Source organism: Mesorhizobium robiniae, from assembly GCF_040545535.1.
GTDB classification, from domain to species: domain Bacteria; phylum Pseudomonadota; class Alphaproteobacteria; order Rhizobiales; family Rhizobiaceae; genus Mesorhizobium; species Mesorhizobium robiniae.
This window is the reverse complement of record NZ_JBEPMC010000001.1, coordinates 426,104-440,174: the sequence shown is the minus strand read 5'-3', so window position 1 is coordinate 440,174 and position 14,071 is coordinate 426,104. Positions and strand designations below refer to the sequence as shown.

The window sequence follows — 14,071 nt, the reverse complement described above, 5'->3', positions numbered from 1 at the left end:
GCTAATATACCTTGGTCATGCACATTTGTGCGTGACCAACAAAGGGAGGATGCGATGGAAGCCATGAATCGCAGGTCTGCAATTGCTCTCGGCGTCACCGCCGCCGCGGTAACGCCTCTATTCGCCTTGGCGACGCCTGCAAGGGCCGCCAAGCAATACGGCCCGACGGAGGGCAAGGAGGTTGCGCCCGGCATCAGAGTGGTAGAGGTCGGCACTGGCAACTCCGACATTCCCGCTTACAAGAGCATCTCAATCGTCGATATAGTCTTCCAGCCCGGAGCAGTCTTTCCTGAAACCGTGATGGACAACGACATGGTATGCACGATTGCTGCCGGCGAATTCACGATCAAGAAGGCGGGCAAGGAATTCAAACTTAAGGAAGGCGAGATGTACACTTGCGCCAAGGGCAAAACCGACGGTGCCACGAATACAAGTAGCGTGGTCGGCGTACATCGCATAGCGATCTTGATGCCTGCCTAGACCAGTTCCAGGAAAAGTATGCAGCGGTTTCTGCCCGGAAACTGCACAAAGAAATAGCCAGAGCGGTTCAGCGAACCGCTCTGGCCCATGACCGAAATGAGGTCCGCGACCTCCGCCGGAGGTGCGGGCCTTGTCATTGCGTGCGCACGCTATGCAGCGCGCAGGCCTTCCGCCGGGCGCAAATTCTGGTTCATGCGGAACAGGTTCAGCGGGTCGTAGCGCTGCTTGATTTCCAGAAGTCGCAGATAGTTGCCGCCATAGGCTGCCTCGACCCGGTCGACCTCGTCCTCGGGCATGAAGTTCACATAGGCCGTGCCGGCGGCATAGGGCCTGGCCGCCTCGTAGACACCGCGCGCCCAGTCGATGCAGGCGCGGTCCATTTCCGGTTCGCGCCAGCGGGCGTGAACATTCATCACGTAATGCGCGCTACGCTGCGGAAACGCTGTCGCATCCGCTGTCACGCGGCCCGCGGCACCGCCGACATGGCCGAAGAAGACTTCGCATTCGGGGCCGGGAAGCCTGGATATTGCCGCCGTGACGACCTCGACCGCACTGTCGGAAAGCGCGGTGAAGTCGTGGCTCTTCCAGTAATTGCGGGCACCGGGCGCCAGCAACGGATCGAAAGCCTGCTGCCAGCCGGTGAACGGATTTGGAGCCACGACATCGGCAATCGGTGTGCCGATGGTGCGAAGCCTTTGCGTCGCTTTCTCGCCCTCCTGGAGATCGCCACAATAGCACATGGCCAGAACCAGCACCTCCTTGCCATGCCATTCGGCCGGCAGGAACGGCAGCGGCGGCGCCTGCCGCATGACCACCCAGCAGGTCAGTTCGTCGGGGGCCGTATCGAGTGCTGCCCGGTACTCGCGCAGCACGTTTTCTGCGTCGGCGAAGGGATGAACGACAAGCCCCGACAGCACCTGCGGACCGACATGGTGGAGCTTGAACTCGAACGCCGTGACGATGCCGAAATTGCCGCCGCCGCCGCGCAGTGCCCAGAACAGGTCCGGATTTTCGGTCTGGCTGGCGCGCAGCAGCTTGCCGTCGGCGGTAACCACATCTGCGCAGAGAAGATTGTCGATGGTCAGGCCAAATTTCCGCGTGATCCAGCCGAAGCCGCCACCCAGTGTCAGACCCGATATGCCGGTGGTCGAGTTGATGCCGGTGGGCACAGCCAGTTCGAACGCCTGTGTTTCCGCATCTACGTCGGCGAGCGTCGCTCCAGGCTCCACCCATGCCCGCCGCGTCGCCGGATCGACCCGCACCGACTTCATCGAAGACAGATCGATCATCAGGCCGCCGTCGCAGACGGCACTGCCGGCGATGTTGTGGCCACCGCCGCGGACCGCGACAAGAAGCCGGTTTTCCCTGGCGAAATTCACCGAGGCGATGACGTCGGCAGCGCCGGCGCAGCGCACGATCAGCCCCGGTCGCCGGTCGATCATGGCATTCCAGATGCTGCGTGCGTCGTCATAGGCTGTGTCACCTTCCCTCAGCACGGTGCCGCGCAACTGCACCGAAAGCGCCTCCAGGGCCGCGGCATCAACTGTCGTCTTGCCGCGTTCAAGCGTGGTGAGGCTCATGCTGTTCATGGCTTTCCTCCCTATTGCTTTTTCTGAGCTGTTTCCCCTCCACCCGTTTTTGAAGTGTGCTCTTATATTAGATACCACGCAAGTTCAAAGCCGCTTGCTGGCCGGGTCTTGCGGCAAGTGTCGGTGGTTGGATGGCCGCGCCGGCGGGACAGCCGAGGGATGGACGCAAAATGGCCCTGCCGGCTCGGTCGAGGAACTACGCAGCGGGCCGCGGAGTTAGGCATGTGATCCACATAAGCAGAGGAGAGCTTCTATGGCACCGCGCAGAAAACCCGACGATCCGTCCGAAGGCCCGACAATCGAACAGCAGGATTGGGATGCGATCAAAGGCGGCAAAATTCTACCAGACAGCGTGCCGGGAAACGGCGACATCCGTTATGACCTTGAGAAAGAGGGTGAGTTGCCGGAGGAAGACGACGACAATCCGTACCAGGACAGCGACGAGGCGCTGCCGGACGACGAGGAGGAACGCGCTCTCGCACGTAATCCCTCGAAACAAGATATCGACGAGCCATGAACGGCAGCGCTCCACGGCCGCAGCTAGTTCCTCGACACAATGATTTTGACAGGTTGGGGCCGGTCGGTAGCGAATGTCCCAGTCTTCAGACAGGAAAAGACCCCGCGGGGAGGAAGCGCGGGGCCTTTGTCCGAGCCGTGCGAACGGCTCCATAGTCGCTGGAGTAGAACGACTGTGTTCCCAACCGCGACCGGCGGTTGTTGTTCCATCGAAACCGAAAAAAACGCGCCCATTTGCGGTTTGCGCCAGCATTGCCGTTTGAACCGCCATTAGACAAAGCCGGGAACCGGCTTTGTCTTTCCGCTTAGTTGCGCACCCCATGTCAGTGCCTGCGGGAAATTCCGGACAATTGTCGCCATCAAGCTGGCGCTACCGGGGCGAAGCGCAATTCCGGCGATAGCTGCAGCGGCGTGGACCCGGGTTGAAAACAGTCTTTTCCAGACCGCCTCGTAGCGTCTGCCGGCAGCCTCGCGCCCTGCACAACCCTTTGGCGCGCAGGCAAGTTCCGACGCCAGCAGCCAGCCTGACTGAAGAGCCATCGAGATGCCCTCGGCGATAACAGGATGAGACTCTCCGGCTGCATTGCCGACGCGAAAGATGTCCCGTTCGTAGCAGGAGCGAATTCCCGGCCGGATCGGACCTGCGGCAAGCCACGGACCGTCGGGGTGAGCCGACTCCAGGACATCCCTGACGCCCCGGCACGATTCCATCAGATGACGGCAGACCGCGTCGGCGGCCGACGCGTGGCTGTGGTGTTTGGGGCGACGCTGTTTGCGCAACCGCGCGAGCATGTCGCGTCGAATACAGCACGAGATCGACAGCCGGCCATGGTCCGCCGAGACCATGCCGCCATAACCGCCCGGAAACACCAGCAGAGGCATCAGATCAGGCGCCAGCGACGATCCGGTGAAATGCGCCTTGAAGCCGAGCAGGTCCGAAGGGCGGTTGCTCTTTCCGAGCTGGCTGGGCAGCGGTCCGGGTTCCCAGGAGCCATGTGCGGCCACAATAACCGGCGCATGCAATGTTGTCGTTTCGTCTCCGGCTTGAATTCGCACCGTTTGCATTTCGCCAGTCCGATCGATGGCGACGGCGCGGCAAGGCTGAAAGATTTCGATGCCCGCCGACCCCGCCGCCTGCAAAAGCAGACAGTCGAGAATGTCCCGGCCAAGCGCCCGGCCGAAGCCGGGCCTTGCAGAAACTCCATTCCTTGCGCGAGGCATCGGCGCCTCGACGCAGGTCTCGCCGGAAAAGAAGCCGACACGGTGGATTTCGGGGCCGGCACTGGCACGCCAGGCATCGCCTATCTCCAACTGGTCCAGAAGCGCAAGATTGCTTGCCGACATGTATTCGCCGCAGACCTTGCGCCGCGGGAACGCGCTCTTTTCCACAATGGCCACGGCCCATCCGCACCGGGCCAGCGTAAGCGCCACGGATGTGCCCGCCGGGCCGGCGCCTATGATGATCGCGTCATGGAACCGCGTCATGGGTCGTCACCCGCGCTGGCGCCGACGAAAATGTGGGAAAAAAGGCCGGCACGCCGTTCCTCGAGCGGTTTGCCGTTCACTGCCCGCCAGAGGCCGGAAAGCTCGCTGCCGCGAAAGCCGGCGCGCACGCTTTGAGCCGCGTCGTTTCTGGTGACGTCATTGGCGCCGATTGCCGGGAGAAGACGGGTTGCAGCCAGTGCCAGTTTCGTCCGCGACGGCTCAGCCGCCAACAGCAACGGGGCTTTCGGCGCCATCAGCGAAAACAGGCGCACGAGTTCGGCATCGTCGAAATGATGCAAAAACAGATTGACGGTGATCGCGTCGAACCGCGTGTCCTCATTCTTTCTGGCCCAGCCGAAGACATCGGCGGCGACGCCTTCGACCGCCCATCCCAGCCTGTCGAAATCACCACGCAATTGCGCGGTGATAAGGTCGACGCGGTCGAGCATTACCAGTTCGACCCCAGGCCATTGCCCAACCATGCGCCGCGCTACCGCCAGCATGAATTTGCCATCGCCGGCGCCGACCTCCAGAATGCGGCGTGGCGGCCTTGGCACAAATTTCCTGAGCAGCGACGCCATGATCTTCGTCTGAAACATCAGCGCGTTGATCCGACGGAGGTCGCGGCGTGCGGCAAGCGCTCGCGGATCGTCGGCCGCAAGCCCGTCGAGGATTTCCGGCTCAAGCTGGCGGTGCTCCAGGCCGCTCATGACACAGTTCGAAAAAGCATGGTTTCGGCCGTCAGCCCGGGTCCGAAAGACATGCCGCAGCCGAGCAGGCCCGGCAGCGCCTTCAACATTTCCTTCATCACGAACATGACGGTCGCGGACGACATGTTTCCGTACCGGCGCAGCATCTCACGCGATGGTTCCAGGGCGGCGGGCGCGAGCTTCAGCGCCCTCTCGACAGCGTCGAGAACCGAACGTCCACCGGGGTGCACGGCCCAAAGGCCAATCGCTTCCGTCGTCCGGCCACCGAGGATGGCGTCCCGGTTGGTCCGCAATGCCTCATGAATCGCTGCCGGGACCTGTCCGGAAAGAACCATGTCGAAGCCGTGGTCGCCAATGCTCCAGCTCATCAGATCCCGCTTTTCGTGGGCCACGACACAGTGAAAGCTGTCAAGCTCGATGCCGGGAGGCTCAGCGGTGACGAGTGCGGCCGCACAGCCGTCGCCCCAGAGGCAGAACGACAGCAGCTTCTCCAGCTCGGTGGTTTCGCGCAGATGCAGCGTGCAGAGTTCGATATTGACCAGGAGGACCTTGGCCTGCGGGTCGGAGCGGACGATGTGGCGGGCAAGCTTGAGGCCGTTGATCGCCGCGTAGCACCCCATGAAACCGATCATCGTGCGTTCGACCCTGTCCGACAGGCCGCATCGCGCAACCAGTTCCAGGTCGATGCCGGGCGCCGAAAAACCGGTGCAGGTGGTGACGATGAGATGGGTGATGCGGGAAGCGCCGTCACCAAGCCGCAAACCGTCGACGCATTTTTGCGCCAGAACAGGTGCGGCATGACAGAACATTGCCATTCTCTCGGCCGTTCCAGGAAAGGCGCCCCGGATAAAAGTCCCGGCAAGATCGGCAGTTAGTCCCTCGGGATCGCCGGCAGGTGCAAAACAGGAATAGCGGCGCTCGATGCCGGCAAGATCGGCCATGCGTTCGAAAATTCTTCGGCGATCGGCCGCAAGCATGGAAGCCGCGAAACGCAGATAGAATTGATGAACCTCATGCTCCGGCACCGCTGTCGCGATCCGGTTGATATAGGCTTTGGCCGGCATATTCTGTCTCCTCGGCGCGTGCACGGTGTAAAGTGCCGCCGGAGGTGTTGCTCATCGGCACCAGATGTTGGGCATCAGGTTTCGAGCGTTGTTCGACAAACGTTTCCGCAAATTGGTTTCATCCCGAAATCCCGCATGCACTGTTACCTGGCGATACTGCTGTGCGCCGCACTAGAAACATATGCCCCACCAGAGAGGTGTCCACCGGAGAGCCCTCAATTCCGGCAAGATGCGAGCACGGCCGAGGCGCCATGCGTCCGATCCTCACGGACTTTTTCTGCATGGGCGGAACATTAGCGCTTACTAACAGTTTTAGGATGACAGCGAATATCTCCCGGATATTGGCTGCTGGATCGGGGCCCGTACTCCGGTCGGCCCGCGCTCCTCCAGAGGCGCGGGCTTTCCCGATCCCAAGAACAGTTGCCGGCTTGAAGCGCCAGTTTTGGAACGAGAACGCCGTGAGGGCGTTCGCTATAAATTATGGCCAGCTGCCACAAGGCTCGCGGCAGAGACAAAGGAGAACTGTCATGAACAATATCATCTGGCTGGTTGGGGCCGTTGTTATCGTAATCGCGATACTCAGCTTCCTTGGCCTTCGCTAACACATTCGCTTTAGCGAAGATCCGCCGCGTGAGTAGATAGTACTTGGGTCGGCTCTGGAATTACTAACGGCGCGCTAACGACCCTCTCACGATACCGCGTCTCGTCATCCTCCTCCCGAACGGGCTGCAACGCGTGAAAATCACCCTGGCACTTGACCTTCCAGCTGCTGGAAGGTCTATTTTCTTTGCGAACGGAGATTTTCATCATGAACATTGGCATCGCTTCCGAAAGATCCGGCCTGCCGTCCAAGACGATACGCTATTACGAGGACATCGGGCTTTTGCGCCCGGCCCGGACGGAGAATGGCTATCGTGACTATTCGGCAGACGACATCCACCGCTTGCGGTTTCTGCAGCGCTCGCGCAGCCTGGGTTTTTCGGTCGACGAGTGCCGCCAGTTGCTTTCGCTGTACCAGGATAAGGACCGCGAGAGCGCCGACGTCAAAGCTATCGCCGGGGCCAAGCTGCAGGAGATCGACAGGAAGATCGCCGAACTGATGGGGTTGCGCGGCCTGTTGCATCATCTGGTCGAGCACTGCCATGGCGACGAGCGGCCGGACTGCCCGATCATCGACGAACTGGCGGGAGAAGGCATGGTTCAGTGAAATGGACCGCCGCCACCGCGATGCTCTTGCTTGCCTGTGCCTCTGCGGTGATGGCAGCCGCCGGACCTGACCCAATCATCGCCACGCGCCAGGCCTCGATGAAGGAGATGGCTGCGGCCGCGAAAACGATTGCCGGGATGTTCGATGGCAAGCTGGCCTATGACGCCGCGGCCTTCAGGGCGGCAGCCGGAACCATTCGCGCCCGCACCGGCCCTGCCCTCATTGCGGAATTTCCCAGCGCGACATTGGGCGCGCCTTCGGGCGCCAGATTGGAAATCGACCAAGCCCGTTCGGAATTCGAGGCGCTGGCCCGTCACATCGGGACGCTGGCGACCACGCTTGCCGCCAAGGCCGAGCGGGCGCCCGCCAACATTACCGACGACATGAGGATGGGTTCCAGCCCGGCGATGGGCGGCGGCAGCCTGCTTGGCAAGCGGCCGGCAGCGGCGCGAGCCGATCCTGCCAGCACTCCCGCCGAGCACCTCCTGCATCTTATCCTGCAGGATTGCTCAAGCTGTCATTCGAAGTTCCGGCAGAAGGTGCTGTGAAGGCCTGGCCGTTCCGAGGGTTCTGTGCCGGACCGAATGGTTGATTGGCGGGATGTGCCGCCTGATTGACGTTGCGGTGGCTTTTCTTCATTGTCCGATTGCTGCTTGCCGCGAGGTTCAGCAATGAAGCGCAGTTTCGCTTTCGGTGTGATTGTGATCGTCGTCGTCGGTCTGCTGGGCGGCGCTGCAATTTTGATTGCTGGTCAGTCCAGAGTTTCGCAAGACGCGATCCAGTCATCGGTTATCCGCACCCCTGAATTGATCGACAGCGCCTGGAAGCTGCCCGTGGCTGCCACCTTCAACGCCGACGTCACATGGCAATCGAACGGGTCGAGGTGCGGCCCGGCAAGTGTCGCAAACACATTCCGCTCCATCGGCGAGGAGGAGACGACCGAAGCCGAAGTCCTCGCGGGAACGGGAAAGTGCTGGACAGGCTTCTGCATCATCGGGCTCACGCTGGACGAACTTGCCGAGGTCGCTCGAACGAACACCAAGCGGAAGGTCTCCGTGCTTCGGGATCTGAGCGCCGATGCGTTTCGCGAGCACATGAACCGCGCCAACGATCCCGGCCGCCGCTACATCGTCAACTTTACCCGTGAGAAGATTTTCGGCGCTGGCGTTGGCCATTTTTCCCCGGTCGGAGGGTACCTGGAGGCCGAGGACATGGTCTTTGTGCTCGACGTAAACGAGGACTACAAGCCCTGGCTGATCGAGCGAGAGCGCCTGTTCTCAGCCATGGACACAATCGACAGCGACGGCGACAAAAAGCGCGGCTTGCTGCTTATCGAGTAGCACCGTTCGGAAAGCGGCAGGACGCCCACCGCGTCGCTCTAATGTCCCGGCCCGGCGCTCAACTCGCTGCGCCGCCAGGCGGCCGGCGAGATTCCCACCGAACGCTTGAACTCGCGCCCGAAATGATAGACGTCGCAGAAGCCGCAGGCTTCGGCGATCTCGGCCAGTTTTTGGTCGCTCTGCACCAGCAGCGATTGCGCCTGCATCAGCCGCTCGCGCATCAGCCATTGGTGCGGGCTTGTCCGCAGATATTTTTGGAACAGCCGCCGGATCTGTGAGGGTCCGAGTCCGGTAACAGCGATCAAGTCAGGTGCGGTCCAGGCAAATCCGGGTTCTGCGCGCATGGCGTCCAGGGCAGCGGCAAGCGGCTTCGGCAAATCATCGGTGCCGGTGCCGGCGAGCGCCCGGTCGACCAGAAGCACGAATTCGGCAACCAGCTGGTTGAGCCTGAGGTCAAGGCTGGCGTCTCGCCGCCGCAGCGCGGCAAACAGCCGCTCGAACCACGCAACCGGGCTCATGGCTTCCGTGAACACGACCCGCAAGGTCCCCTCGCCGAACAGCTTGCGCCGCAGGATTGCCGGATCCGGCCCGTCGAGCCTGAACCAGAGCAGGCTCCACGGATCGTGCTCGTCGGCGGCATGGACATGCGGCGCCTCGTTGGCCATCCACACCAATTGGCCCGGCCATACATCGAGCCGCTGCCCCAGCGTCTCCACGACGCCCCGGCCCGACAGGCAATAGAGGATGTCCTGGCCAGGATAGGCCGCGCGTTCTATCCGGTAATCCGGCGCCGCGGCGACCTTGCCGGCGCGCAGCACGCTGAACGCCGTGCGTGTCCATCCGGAGGCCGGCACATAGTGGAAACTCTCGAGAACCGACGTTCTTGCCCGCATGCGCGTTTTATACAAAAACTGCGCGATGCTGTCCATTTCGTTCCCTGCCAGGCGCCGCTATGGTCGTTCTCAAGAGGCAGGCGAGGCAGGCATTCGAGACCTCGCTCTTCCCAAGACCTTCAAGGCGCGTTGCGCCGCTGAGGGCCCGTTCGCGAAGACCAGGGAGGCAAGACGATGCTCGCGATGACCAAGGAAGAAACGGAACGTTACATCAGCGACGGGTACATTATCCGCAAGGGGCTGTTGAGCGTGGCCGAGGTGGACGATTTTCGCGACCACGCACGCAAGCAGTTGGAGGCCGAGACCAAGAGCGGCGCCGTCATGGCCAAGGGCGACAAGGAGGGCAAGACCACTCTCCTGAAGATGTGGACCAAGGCTGAGGACGACAAATACGGTCTATTGGCGCGCGACGAGCGCATGGTCGATCTCGCCGAGGATGCCGTCGGCAAACCGATCTATCTCTACAGCCACAAGATGACGATGAAGCAGCCCAATGAGGGCGGCGCCTGGGAATGGCACCAGGATTTCGGCTACTGGTATAATTACGGCTGCCTCGCGCCGGAGATGATGAGCATCTATGTCGCGCTCGACAAGGCGACCCGCGAAAATGGCTGCCTGCAGGTGCTCAAGGGTTCGCACAAGCTCGGCCGCCTCAACCACATCCGCGAGAACGATCAGACCAATGTCGAGCAGGAGCATCTGGAGGCCGCGCTGAAGCGCTACGAGCATATCTATGTCGAGATGGAAGCCGGCGACGCGCTGATCTTCGACGGCAATCTGCTGCACCGCTCGGATGCCAATCGCTCGGATACCTATCGCTGGGGCTATATCTGCTCCTACAACGCTGTCGAAAACGCGCCGTTCAAGAAGGTGCGCGAATACGGAAATTACGACGAGTTGCGCAAGGTGCCTGCCGGTTCGTTCCGCAAGGCGTCCTGACGTCAAAAGCGGGTGCGAGAAATCACGCCAACCATGATCGGAAAGATCGTGGAAAAGCAGGGAGATAGAGCCGCATCCTGATTCTGTTCGGGATGATTGGCTCTCATGCATCGGCCCGGCACGAGCTCGGTACGGGTCGATGATGGAACGGGAGAAGAGTGGCGGCGCCGGTCGTGACCGGCGGTTCGCCACGCACAGGGAGGATGCTGTATGGCCGATGCGGTCAGGACCGGCGCGCGCGCGCCAGCCACGGACCGATTGACGTTGGCGCGGCTGCTGCGGGCGCGCGAAGCGGGCGTGTTCATCGCGCTGCTCGTGCTGTGCCTGTTTTTGTCCTTCGCCACCGACGGGTTCCTGACATCGCTGAACCTGCTCAATGTCGGTCGCCAGATCTCGTTGCTCGGGATCATGGCGGTCGGCATGACATTCGTGCTGATCGCCGGCGAGGTCGACCTGTCGGTCGGTTCTACCTACGCATTCTCCGGCCTCGCCACCGGCATGCTGATCATCGCCGGCTGGGCGCTGCTGCCGGCGATAGGCGTCGGCCTGCTCACCGGCGTCGCCATAGGGCTCGTCAACGGCGTGCTTTCCACCTATGGCCGGCTGCCCTCGCTGATCGCGACGCTTGGCATGCTCTCCATCGTGCGCGGTGCCGCCCTCATCCTGACCAACGGCCAGCCGGTAACGGTGAACGCCCGCAACGGCGCCCTGCCCGAGGTCCTGCAGACCTTCGGCTTCATGGGCCAAGGCTATCTGTTCAGCATCATCCCGATGCAGCTGGTGTTTTTTGTCATCATCGCAGCACTTGCCTGGGTGGTGCTGTCCTTCTCCAATTTCGGTTTCCGCGTCTACGCCGTCGGCGGCAGCGCCAAGGCCGCGCGCGTCTCAGGCATTTCCGTCAATTCGGTCAAGATCTGCGCTTTCGTGCTGATGGGCGTGCTGGCCGCCTTCGCCGGCATTTTGAGCCTGGCTTTCCTGCCGAGCGGTCAGGCCGGGCGCACCGGACTCGGACTGGAGCTCGACGTCATCGCTGCGACCATCGTCGGCGGCGCCTCGCTGTCGGGTGGCGAAGGCACGATCCTCGGCACCATTCTCGGCGTGTTGATCATCGGCGTCATGCGCAACGGGCTGGTGCTGATGGGCGTGTCGCCCTTCGTCCAGGAACTGATGATCGGTCTGGTCATCATCATAGCGGTCGGCATCGACAAATGGAGCACGCGCCGGCCGAGCTGAAAGCAGGAAAACCAAAGCAACAGGCCAGTCAAAAGGCCAAACAACAGGGAGGACTATCCATGAAACTCAGACATGTCATTCTCGCAGCCGCACTCAGCCTGCTGCCGCTGTCGGCCCATGCCGGCGCCAAGCTGACCGATTTCGCGTTGGCCGAGCGTATCAAGGCCAAGATCGCCGCCGGCGAGCCGCTCGACATCTACGTCTCCTATCATGACGTCTCCAACGAATTCGCGCCGTTCATGAAGGCCGGCGTCGAGCGCGCCGCCAAGGAGGATAAGGTCAGCGCTCAATTCATCGGTCCCGTCGGCGCCGACGCCGACGGCCAGATCAGCGAGATCGAAACGCTGATGGGCAAGATGGATGGCCTGGCGATCTCCTCGGTCTCGACCGACGCGCTGGCGCCGCTGATCGACCGCGTCATCGCAGCCGGCATCCCGGTGGTGACCTTTAACACCGACAATCCGGAGAGCAAGCGCCTCGCCTTCGCCGGCCAGGATCTCGTCCAGTCGGGTCGTGAAGCCGGCAAGCTGATGGCCAAGGTGCTAGGCGACAAGGGCAAGGTGATGATCACCACGATCGACGCCGCCGCCCAGTGGTCGCTCGACCGCGAAAAGGGCGCGCGCGAGGCGCTTACCGCCGAGCCCGGCATCGAGGTGGTCTCGACGCTCAACACCGGGACCGACCCGCAGAAGATCTATGCCGCGATCGAGAACGCCATGCTGGCCAATCCGGCGATCTCGGGCGTGCTGTCGCTCGAATGCTGCTCGACGCCGGCCGCCGGCACCTGGGTCGAGCGCAACAACGCCGCCGACAAGGTCAAGGTGGTCGGCTTCGACCTGCTCGACCAGACGGTGCAGCTTGTCCAGGACGGCAATGTCGAAGCCACGATCGACCAGGCGCCGGAGAAGCAGGGCTTTGCCGCGGTCGATCTGATCGTCCAGTTCCTGAAAGGTCAGACGATCGAAAATCTCGACACCGGCGTCGGCGTCTACACCAAGGAAAACATCGCCGAGGTCGCCAAATAGTAACATGCCAGCGTGACGGGAGCTGCCGGCCTTGGGTCGGCGGCTCTTCGTTCAGCCAGCCAATGACAGAGCAACAGTCCCCTACCCCCATCGTCGAAATCTCCGGACTGACCAAGCGGTTCCCCGGGGTGCTGGCGCTCGACCGCATTTCCGTCGATTTCCGTGCCGGCGAGGTGCATGCCGTGATCGGCGAAAACGGCGCCGGCAAGTCGACCTTGATGAACATCCTTGCCGGCGACCTGCAGCCGGACGGCGGCGAAATCCGCATCGACGGCAAGCAAGCCACCATCGCCTCGCCGCTGGCCAGCCGGGCCGCCGGCATCACCGTGGTGTATCAGGAACTGGCGCTCTGCCCGACGCTGACCGTCGCCGACAACATCATGATGTCTGAGATGGCGGCGCGCTCGGCCGTATCATTCGTGCCGCGCGAGGAGATGCGGCGCGAGGCGCGGGCCGCCTTGACCCGGCTCGGCATGGGCAGGCTCGATCCGGACACGAGGGTTGGCCGGCTTTCCGTCGCCGAAATGCAATTGGTCGAGATCGCCGGCGCCATCCGCCAGCGTGCCCGCCTGCTTGTCCTCGACGAGCCCAATTCGGCGCTTTCCAAACGCGAGAGCGAGCGGCTGTTCGACATTATCAGGCAATTGCGCAGCGAAGGCGTCAGCGTCATCTATGTCTCGCATCATCTGAAGGAAGTGCTCGATCTTGCCGACCGCATCACCGTAATGCGCGACGGCCGCACCATCGAGACGCTGGACAATGACGGCCTGTCGGAAGACCGGCTGATCCGCGCCATGGTCGGCCGCGATCTCGACACGGCGGCGCAGTGGTCGCTGCAGTCCGAAGCGCGGTCGGATGCCGCGCCAGTCGTACTCTCCGTTGAGAAGCTGACCGCACCGGGGCTGGATGAGCTGAGTTTTAGCGCCCGCGCGGGCGAAATCCTCGGCATTGGCGGCCTGCCGGATTCCGGCAAGGACACGCTCGGCGAGGCCTTGTTCGGCCTGTGCAGCCGCAGCGGCCGCATCACAATCGACGGCAAGGAACTGCGCGCCGCCGACCCGCATGCCTCGATCCGCAACGGCATGGCGCTGGTCCCGGCGGACCGGCGCGGCGCCGGCGCGCTTTTGTCGATGAGCGTGGCCAACAATGTCGTCTCGGCGTCGCTGCCGCGCTTTTCGCTCGCCGGCTTCATGCGGCGCGGCGCAGTCCGCCGCGAAGCCCGCGCGCAGGTCGCCCGGCTCGACGCGCGCATTTCACATCTCGGCCAGAAACTGGCGACATTGTCGGGCGGTAACCAGCAGAAGATCATCCTCGGGCGCAGCCTCGTTACGAATCCGCGCGTGCTGGTCCTGCACGAGCCGACGCGCGGCGTCGATGTCGGCGCCAAGGCCGAGATCTACGCCATCCTGCGCGGTATTGCCGGCGAAGGCGTGGCGGTGGTGATGATCTCGTCGGAGATTCCGGAACTGATCATGAACGCCGAGCGCGTGCTGGTGCTGCGCAACGGCCGGATCTCGGGTGAACTGACCGGCGCCGGCATCAACGAGGAAGCGATCCTGGCGCGCGCCATGGCGTCCTGAACGAGGCATT

Annotated in this window: 14 protein-coding genes; 9 read left to right on the top strand and 5 right to left on the bottom strand. The window is 62.6% G+C overall.

The annotated features are described in order from the left end of the window. Positions 1 to 54: 54 nt before the first annotated feature. Entirely contained in the window at positions 55 to 480 is a 426-nt protein-coding gene (locus tag ABID19_RS02075) for a hypothetical protein (RefSeq protein WP_354487604.1), read from the top strand. A 149-nt stretch (positions 481 to 629) separates the two neighbouring features. Here the strand turns inward: ABID19_RS02075 and ABID19_RS02070 are convergent, their stop codons facing one another. Continuing rightward, entirely contained in the window at positions 630 to 2,069 is a 1,440-nt protein-coding gene (locus tag ABID19_RS02070; protein ID WP_354487602.1) for an FAD-binding oxidoreductase, read from the bottom strand. Positions 2,070 to 2,322: 253 nt separating this feature from the next. On the opposite strand from ABID19_RS02070, the gene ABID19_RS02065 reads away from it, so the two are divergent. Further along, on the top strand, positions 2,323 to 2,586 hold the full coding sequence (locus tag ABID19_RS02065) for a hypothetical protein (protein WP_352931426.1): 264 nt from the start codon (positions 2,323 to 2,325) through the stop codon (positions 2,584 to 2,586). A gap of 269 nt (positions 2,587 to 2,855) precedes the next feature. On the opposite strand, the gene ABID19_RS02060 is transcribed toward ABID19_RS02065, so the two are convergent. Genes ABID19_RS02060 through ABID19_RS02050 form a run of 3 tightly spaced genes read right to left on the bottom strand, consistent with a single transcriptional unit; the run spans position 2,856 to position 5,844 of the window. After that, on the bottom strand, positions 2,856 to 4,070 hold the full coding sequence (locus ABID19_RS02060) for an NAD(P)/FAD-dependent oxidoreductase (protein ID WP_354487600.1): 1,215 nt from the start codon (positions 4,068 to 4,070) through the stop codon (positions 2,856 to 2,858). Beyond that, positions 4,067 to 4,780 (bottom strand): methyltransferase domain-containing protein, encoded by a 714-nt coding sequence (locus ABID19_RS02055; RefSeq protein WP_354487598.1) that lies wholly within the window; start codon positions 4,778 to 4,780, stop codon positions 4,067 to 4,069. Before ABID19_RS02055 ends, ABID19_RS02060 begins: the two co-directional genes overlap by 4 nt. After that, entirely contained in the window at positions 4,777 to 5,844 is a 1,068-nt protein-coding gene (locus tag ABID19_RS02050; RefSeq protein WP_354487596.1) for a type III polyketide synthase, read from the bottom strand. Before ABID19_RS02050 ends, ABID19_RS02055 begins: the two co-directional genes overlap by 4 nt. 808 nt (positions 5,845 to 6,652) lie before the next feature. Here ABID19_RS02050 and cueR point away from each other — a divergent pair. The 3 genes from cueR to ABID19_RS02035 all read left to right on the top strand — a co-directional run bounded on the left by cueR (position 6,653) and on the right by ABID19_RS02035 (position 8,391). Continuing rightward, a complete protein-coding gene (gene cueR / locus ABID19_RS02045; protein ID WP_354487594.1) occupies positions 6,653 to 7,051 on the top strand; it encodes a Cu(I)-responsive transcriptional regulator in 399 nt (132 codons plus the stop codon). Next, positions 7,048 to 7,599, top strand: a complete 552-nt coding sequence (locus ABID19_RS02040) for a cytochrome c (protein WP_354487592.1) — start codon at positions 7,048 to 7,050, stop codon at positions 7,597 to 7,599. Before cueR ends, ABID19_RS02040 begins: the two co-directional genes overlap by 4 nt. Positions 7,600 to 7,722: 123 nt before the next feature. Then, a complete protein-coding gene (locus tag ABID19_RS02035) occupies positions 7,723 to 8,391 on the top strand; it encodes a phytochelatin synthase family protein (RefSeq protein WP_354487590.1) in 669 nt (222 codons plus the stop codon). A 38-nt stretch (positions 8,392 to 8,429) separates the two neighbouring features. On the opposite strand, the gene ABID19_RS02030 is transcribed toward ABID19_RS02035, so the two are convergent. Beyond that, positions 8,430 to 9,320, bottom strand: a complete 891-nt coding sequence (locus ABID19_RS02030; RefSeq protein WP_354487588.1) for an AraC family transcriptional regulator — start codon at positions 9,318 to 9,320, stop codon at positions 8,430 to 8,432. A 138-nt stretch (positions 9,321 to 9,458) separates the two neighbouring features. Here ABID19_RS02030 and ABID19_RS02025 point away from each other — a divergent pair, with 138 nt between their 5' ends. The 4 genes from ABID19_RS02025 (at position 9,459) to ABID19_RS02010 (ending at position 14,061) form a co-directional block, all read left to right on the top strand. Next, a complete protein-coding gene (locus ABID19_RS02025; RefSeq protein WP_354487586.1) occupies positions 9,459 to 10,223 on the top strand; it encodes a phytanoyl-CoA dioxygenase family protein in 765 nt (254 codons plus the stop codon). Positions 10,224 to 10,433: 210 nt separating this feature from the next. Next, a complete protein-coding gene (locus ABID19_RS02020; protein ID WP_354487585.1) occupies positions 10,434 to 11,456 on the top strand; it encodes an ABC transporter permease in 1,023 nt (340 codons plus the stop codon). Positions 11,457 to 11,515: 59 nt separating this feature from the next. Beyond that, positions 11,516 to 12,481 (top strand): sugar ABC transporter substrate-binding protein, encoded by a 966-nt coding sequence (locus ABID19_RS02015; protein ID WP_354487584.1) that lies wholly within the window; start codon positions 11,516 to 11,518, stop codon positions 12,479 to 12,481. Positions 12,482 to 12,543: 62 nt separating this feature from the next. After that, entirely contained in the window at positions 12,544 to 14,061 is a 1,518-nt protein-coding gene (locus ABID19_RS02010) for a sugar ABC transporter ATP-binding protein (protein ID WP_354487582.1), read from the top strand. Positions 14,062 to 14,071: the final 10 nt, after the last annotated feature.

Coding starts and splice junctions, on each gene's coding strand:
- ABID19_RS02060 (WP_354487600.1), bottom strand. CDS start 4,070: ATGACGCGGTTCCATGACGCGATCATCATAGGCGCCGGCCCGGCGGGC.
- ABID19_RS02010 (WP_354487582.1), top strand. CDS start 12,544: ATGACAGAGCAACAGTCCCCTACCCCCATCGTCGAAATCTCCGGACTG.
- cueR (WP_354487594.1), top strand. CDS start 6,653: ATGAACATTGGCATCGCTTCCGAAAGATCCGGCCTGCCGTCCAAGACG.
- ABID19_RS02070 (WP_354487602.1), bottom strand. CDS start 2,069: ATGAACAGCATGAGCCTCACCACGCTTGAACGCGGCAAGACGACAGTT.
- ABID19_RS02055 (WP_354487598.1), bottom strand. CDS start 4,780: ATGAGCGGCCTGGAGCACCGCCAGCTTGAGCCGGAAATCCTCGACGGG.
- ABID19_RS02035 (WP_354487590.1), top strand. CDS start 7,723: ATGAAGCGCAGTTTCGCTTTCGGTGTGATTGTGATCGTCGTCGTCGGT.
- ABID19_RS02075 (WP_354487604.1), top strand. CDS start 55: ATGGAAGCCATGAATCGCAGGTCTGCAATTGCTCTCGGCGTCACCGCC.
- ABID19_RS02030 (WP_354487588.1), bottom strand. CDS start 9,320: ATGGACAGCATCGCGCAGTTTTTGTATAAAACGCGCATGCGGGCAAGA.
- ABID19_RS02050 (WP_354487596.1), bottom strand. CDS start 5,844: ATGCCGGCCAAAGCCTATATCAACCGGATCGCGACAGCGGTGCCGGAG.
- ABID19_RS02025 (WP_354487586.1), top strand. CDS start 9,459: ATGCTCGCGATGACCAAGGAAGAAACGGAACGTTACATCAGCGACGGG.
- ABID19_RS02020 (WP_354487585.1), top strand. CDS start 10,434: ATGGCCGATGCGGTCAGGACCGGCGCGCGCGCGCCAGCCACGGACCGA.
- ABID19_RS02065 (WP_352931426.1), top strand. CDS start 2,323: ATGGCACCGCGCAGAAAACCCGACGATCCGTCCGAAGGCCCGACAATC.
- ABID19_RS02015 (WP_354487584.1), top strand. CDS start 11,516: ATGAAACTCAGACATGTCATTCTCGCAGCCGCACTCAGCCTGCTGCCG.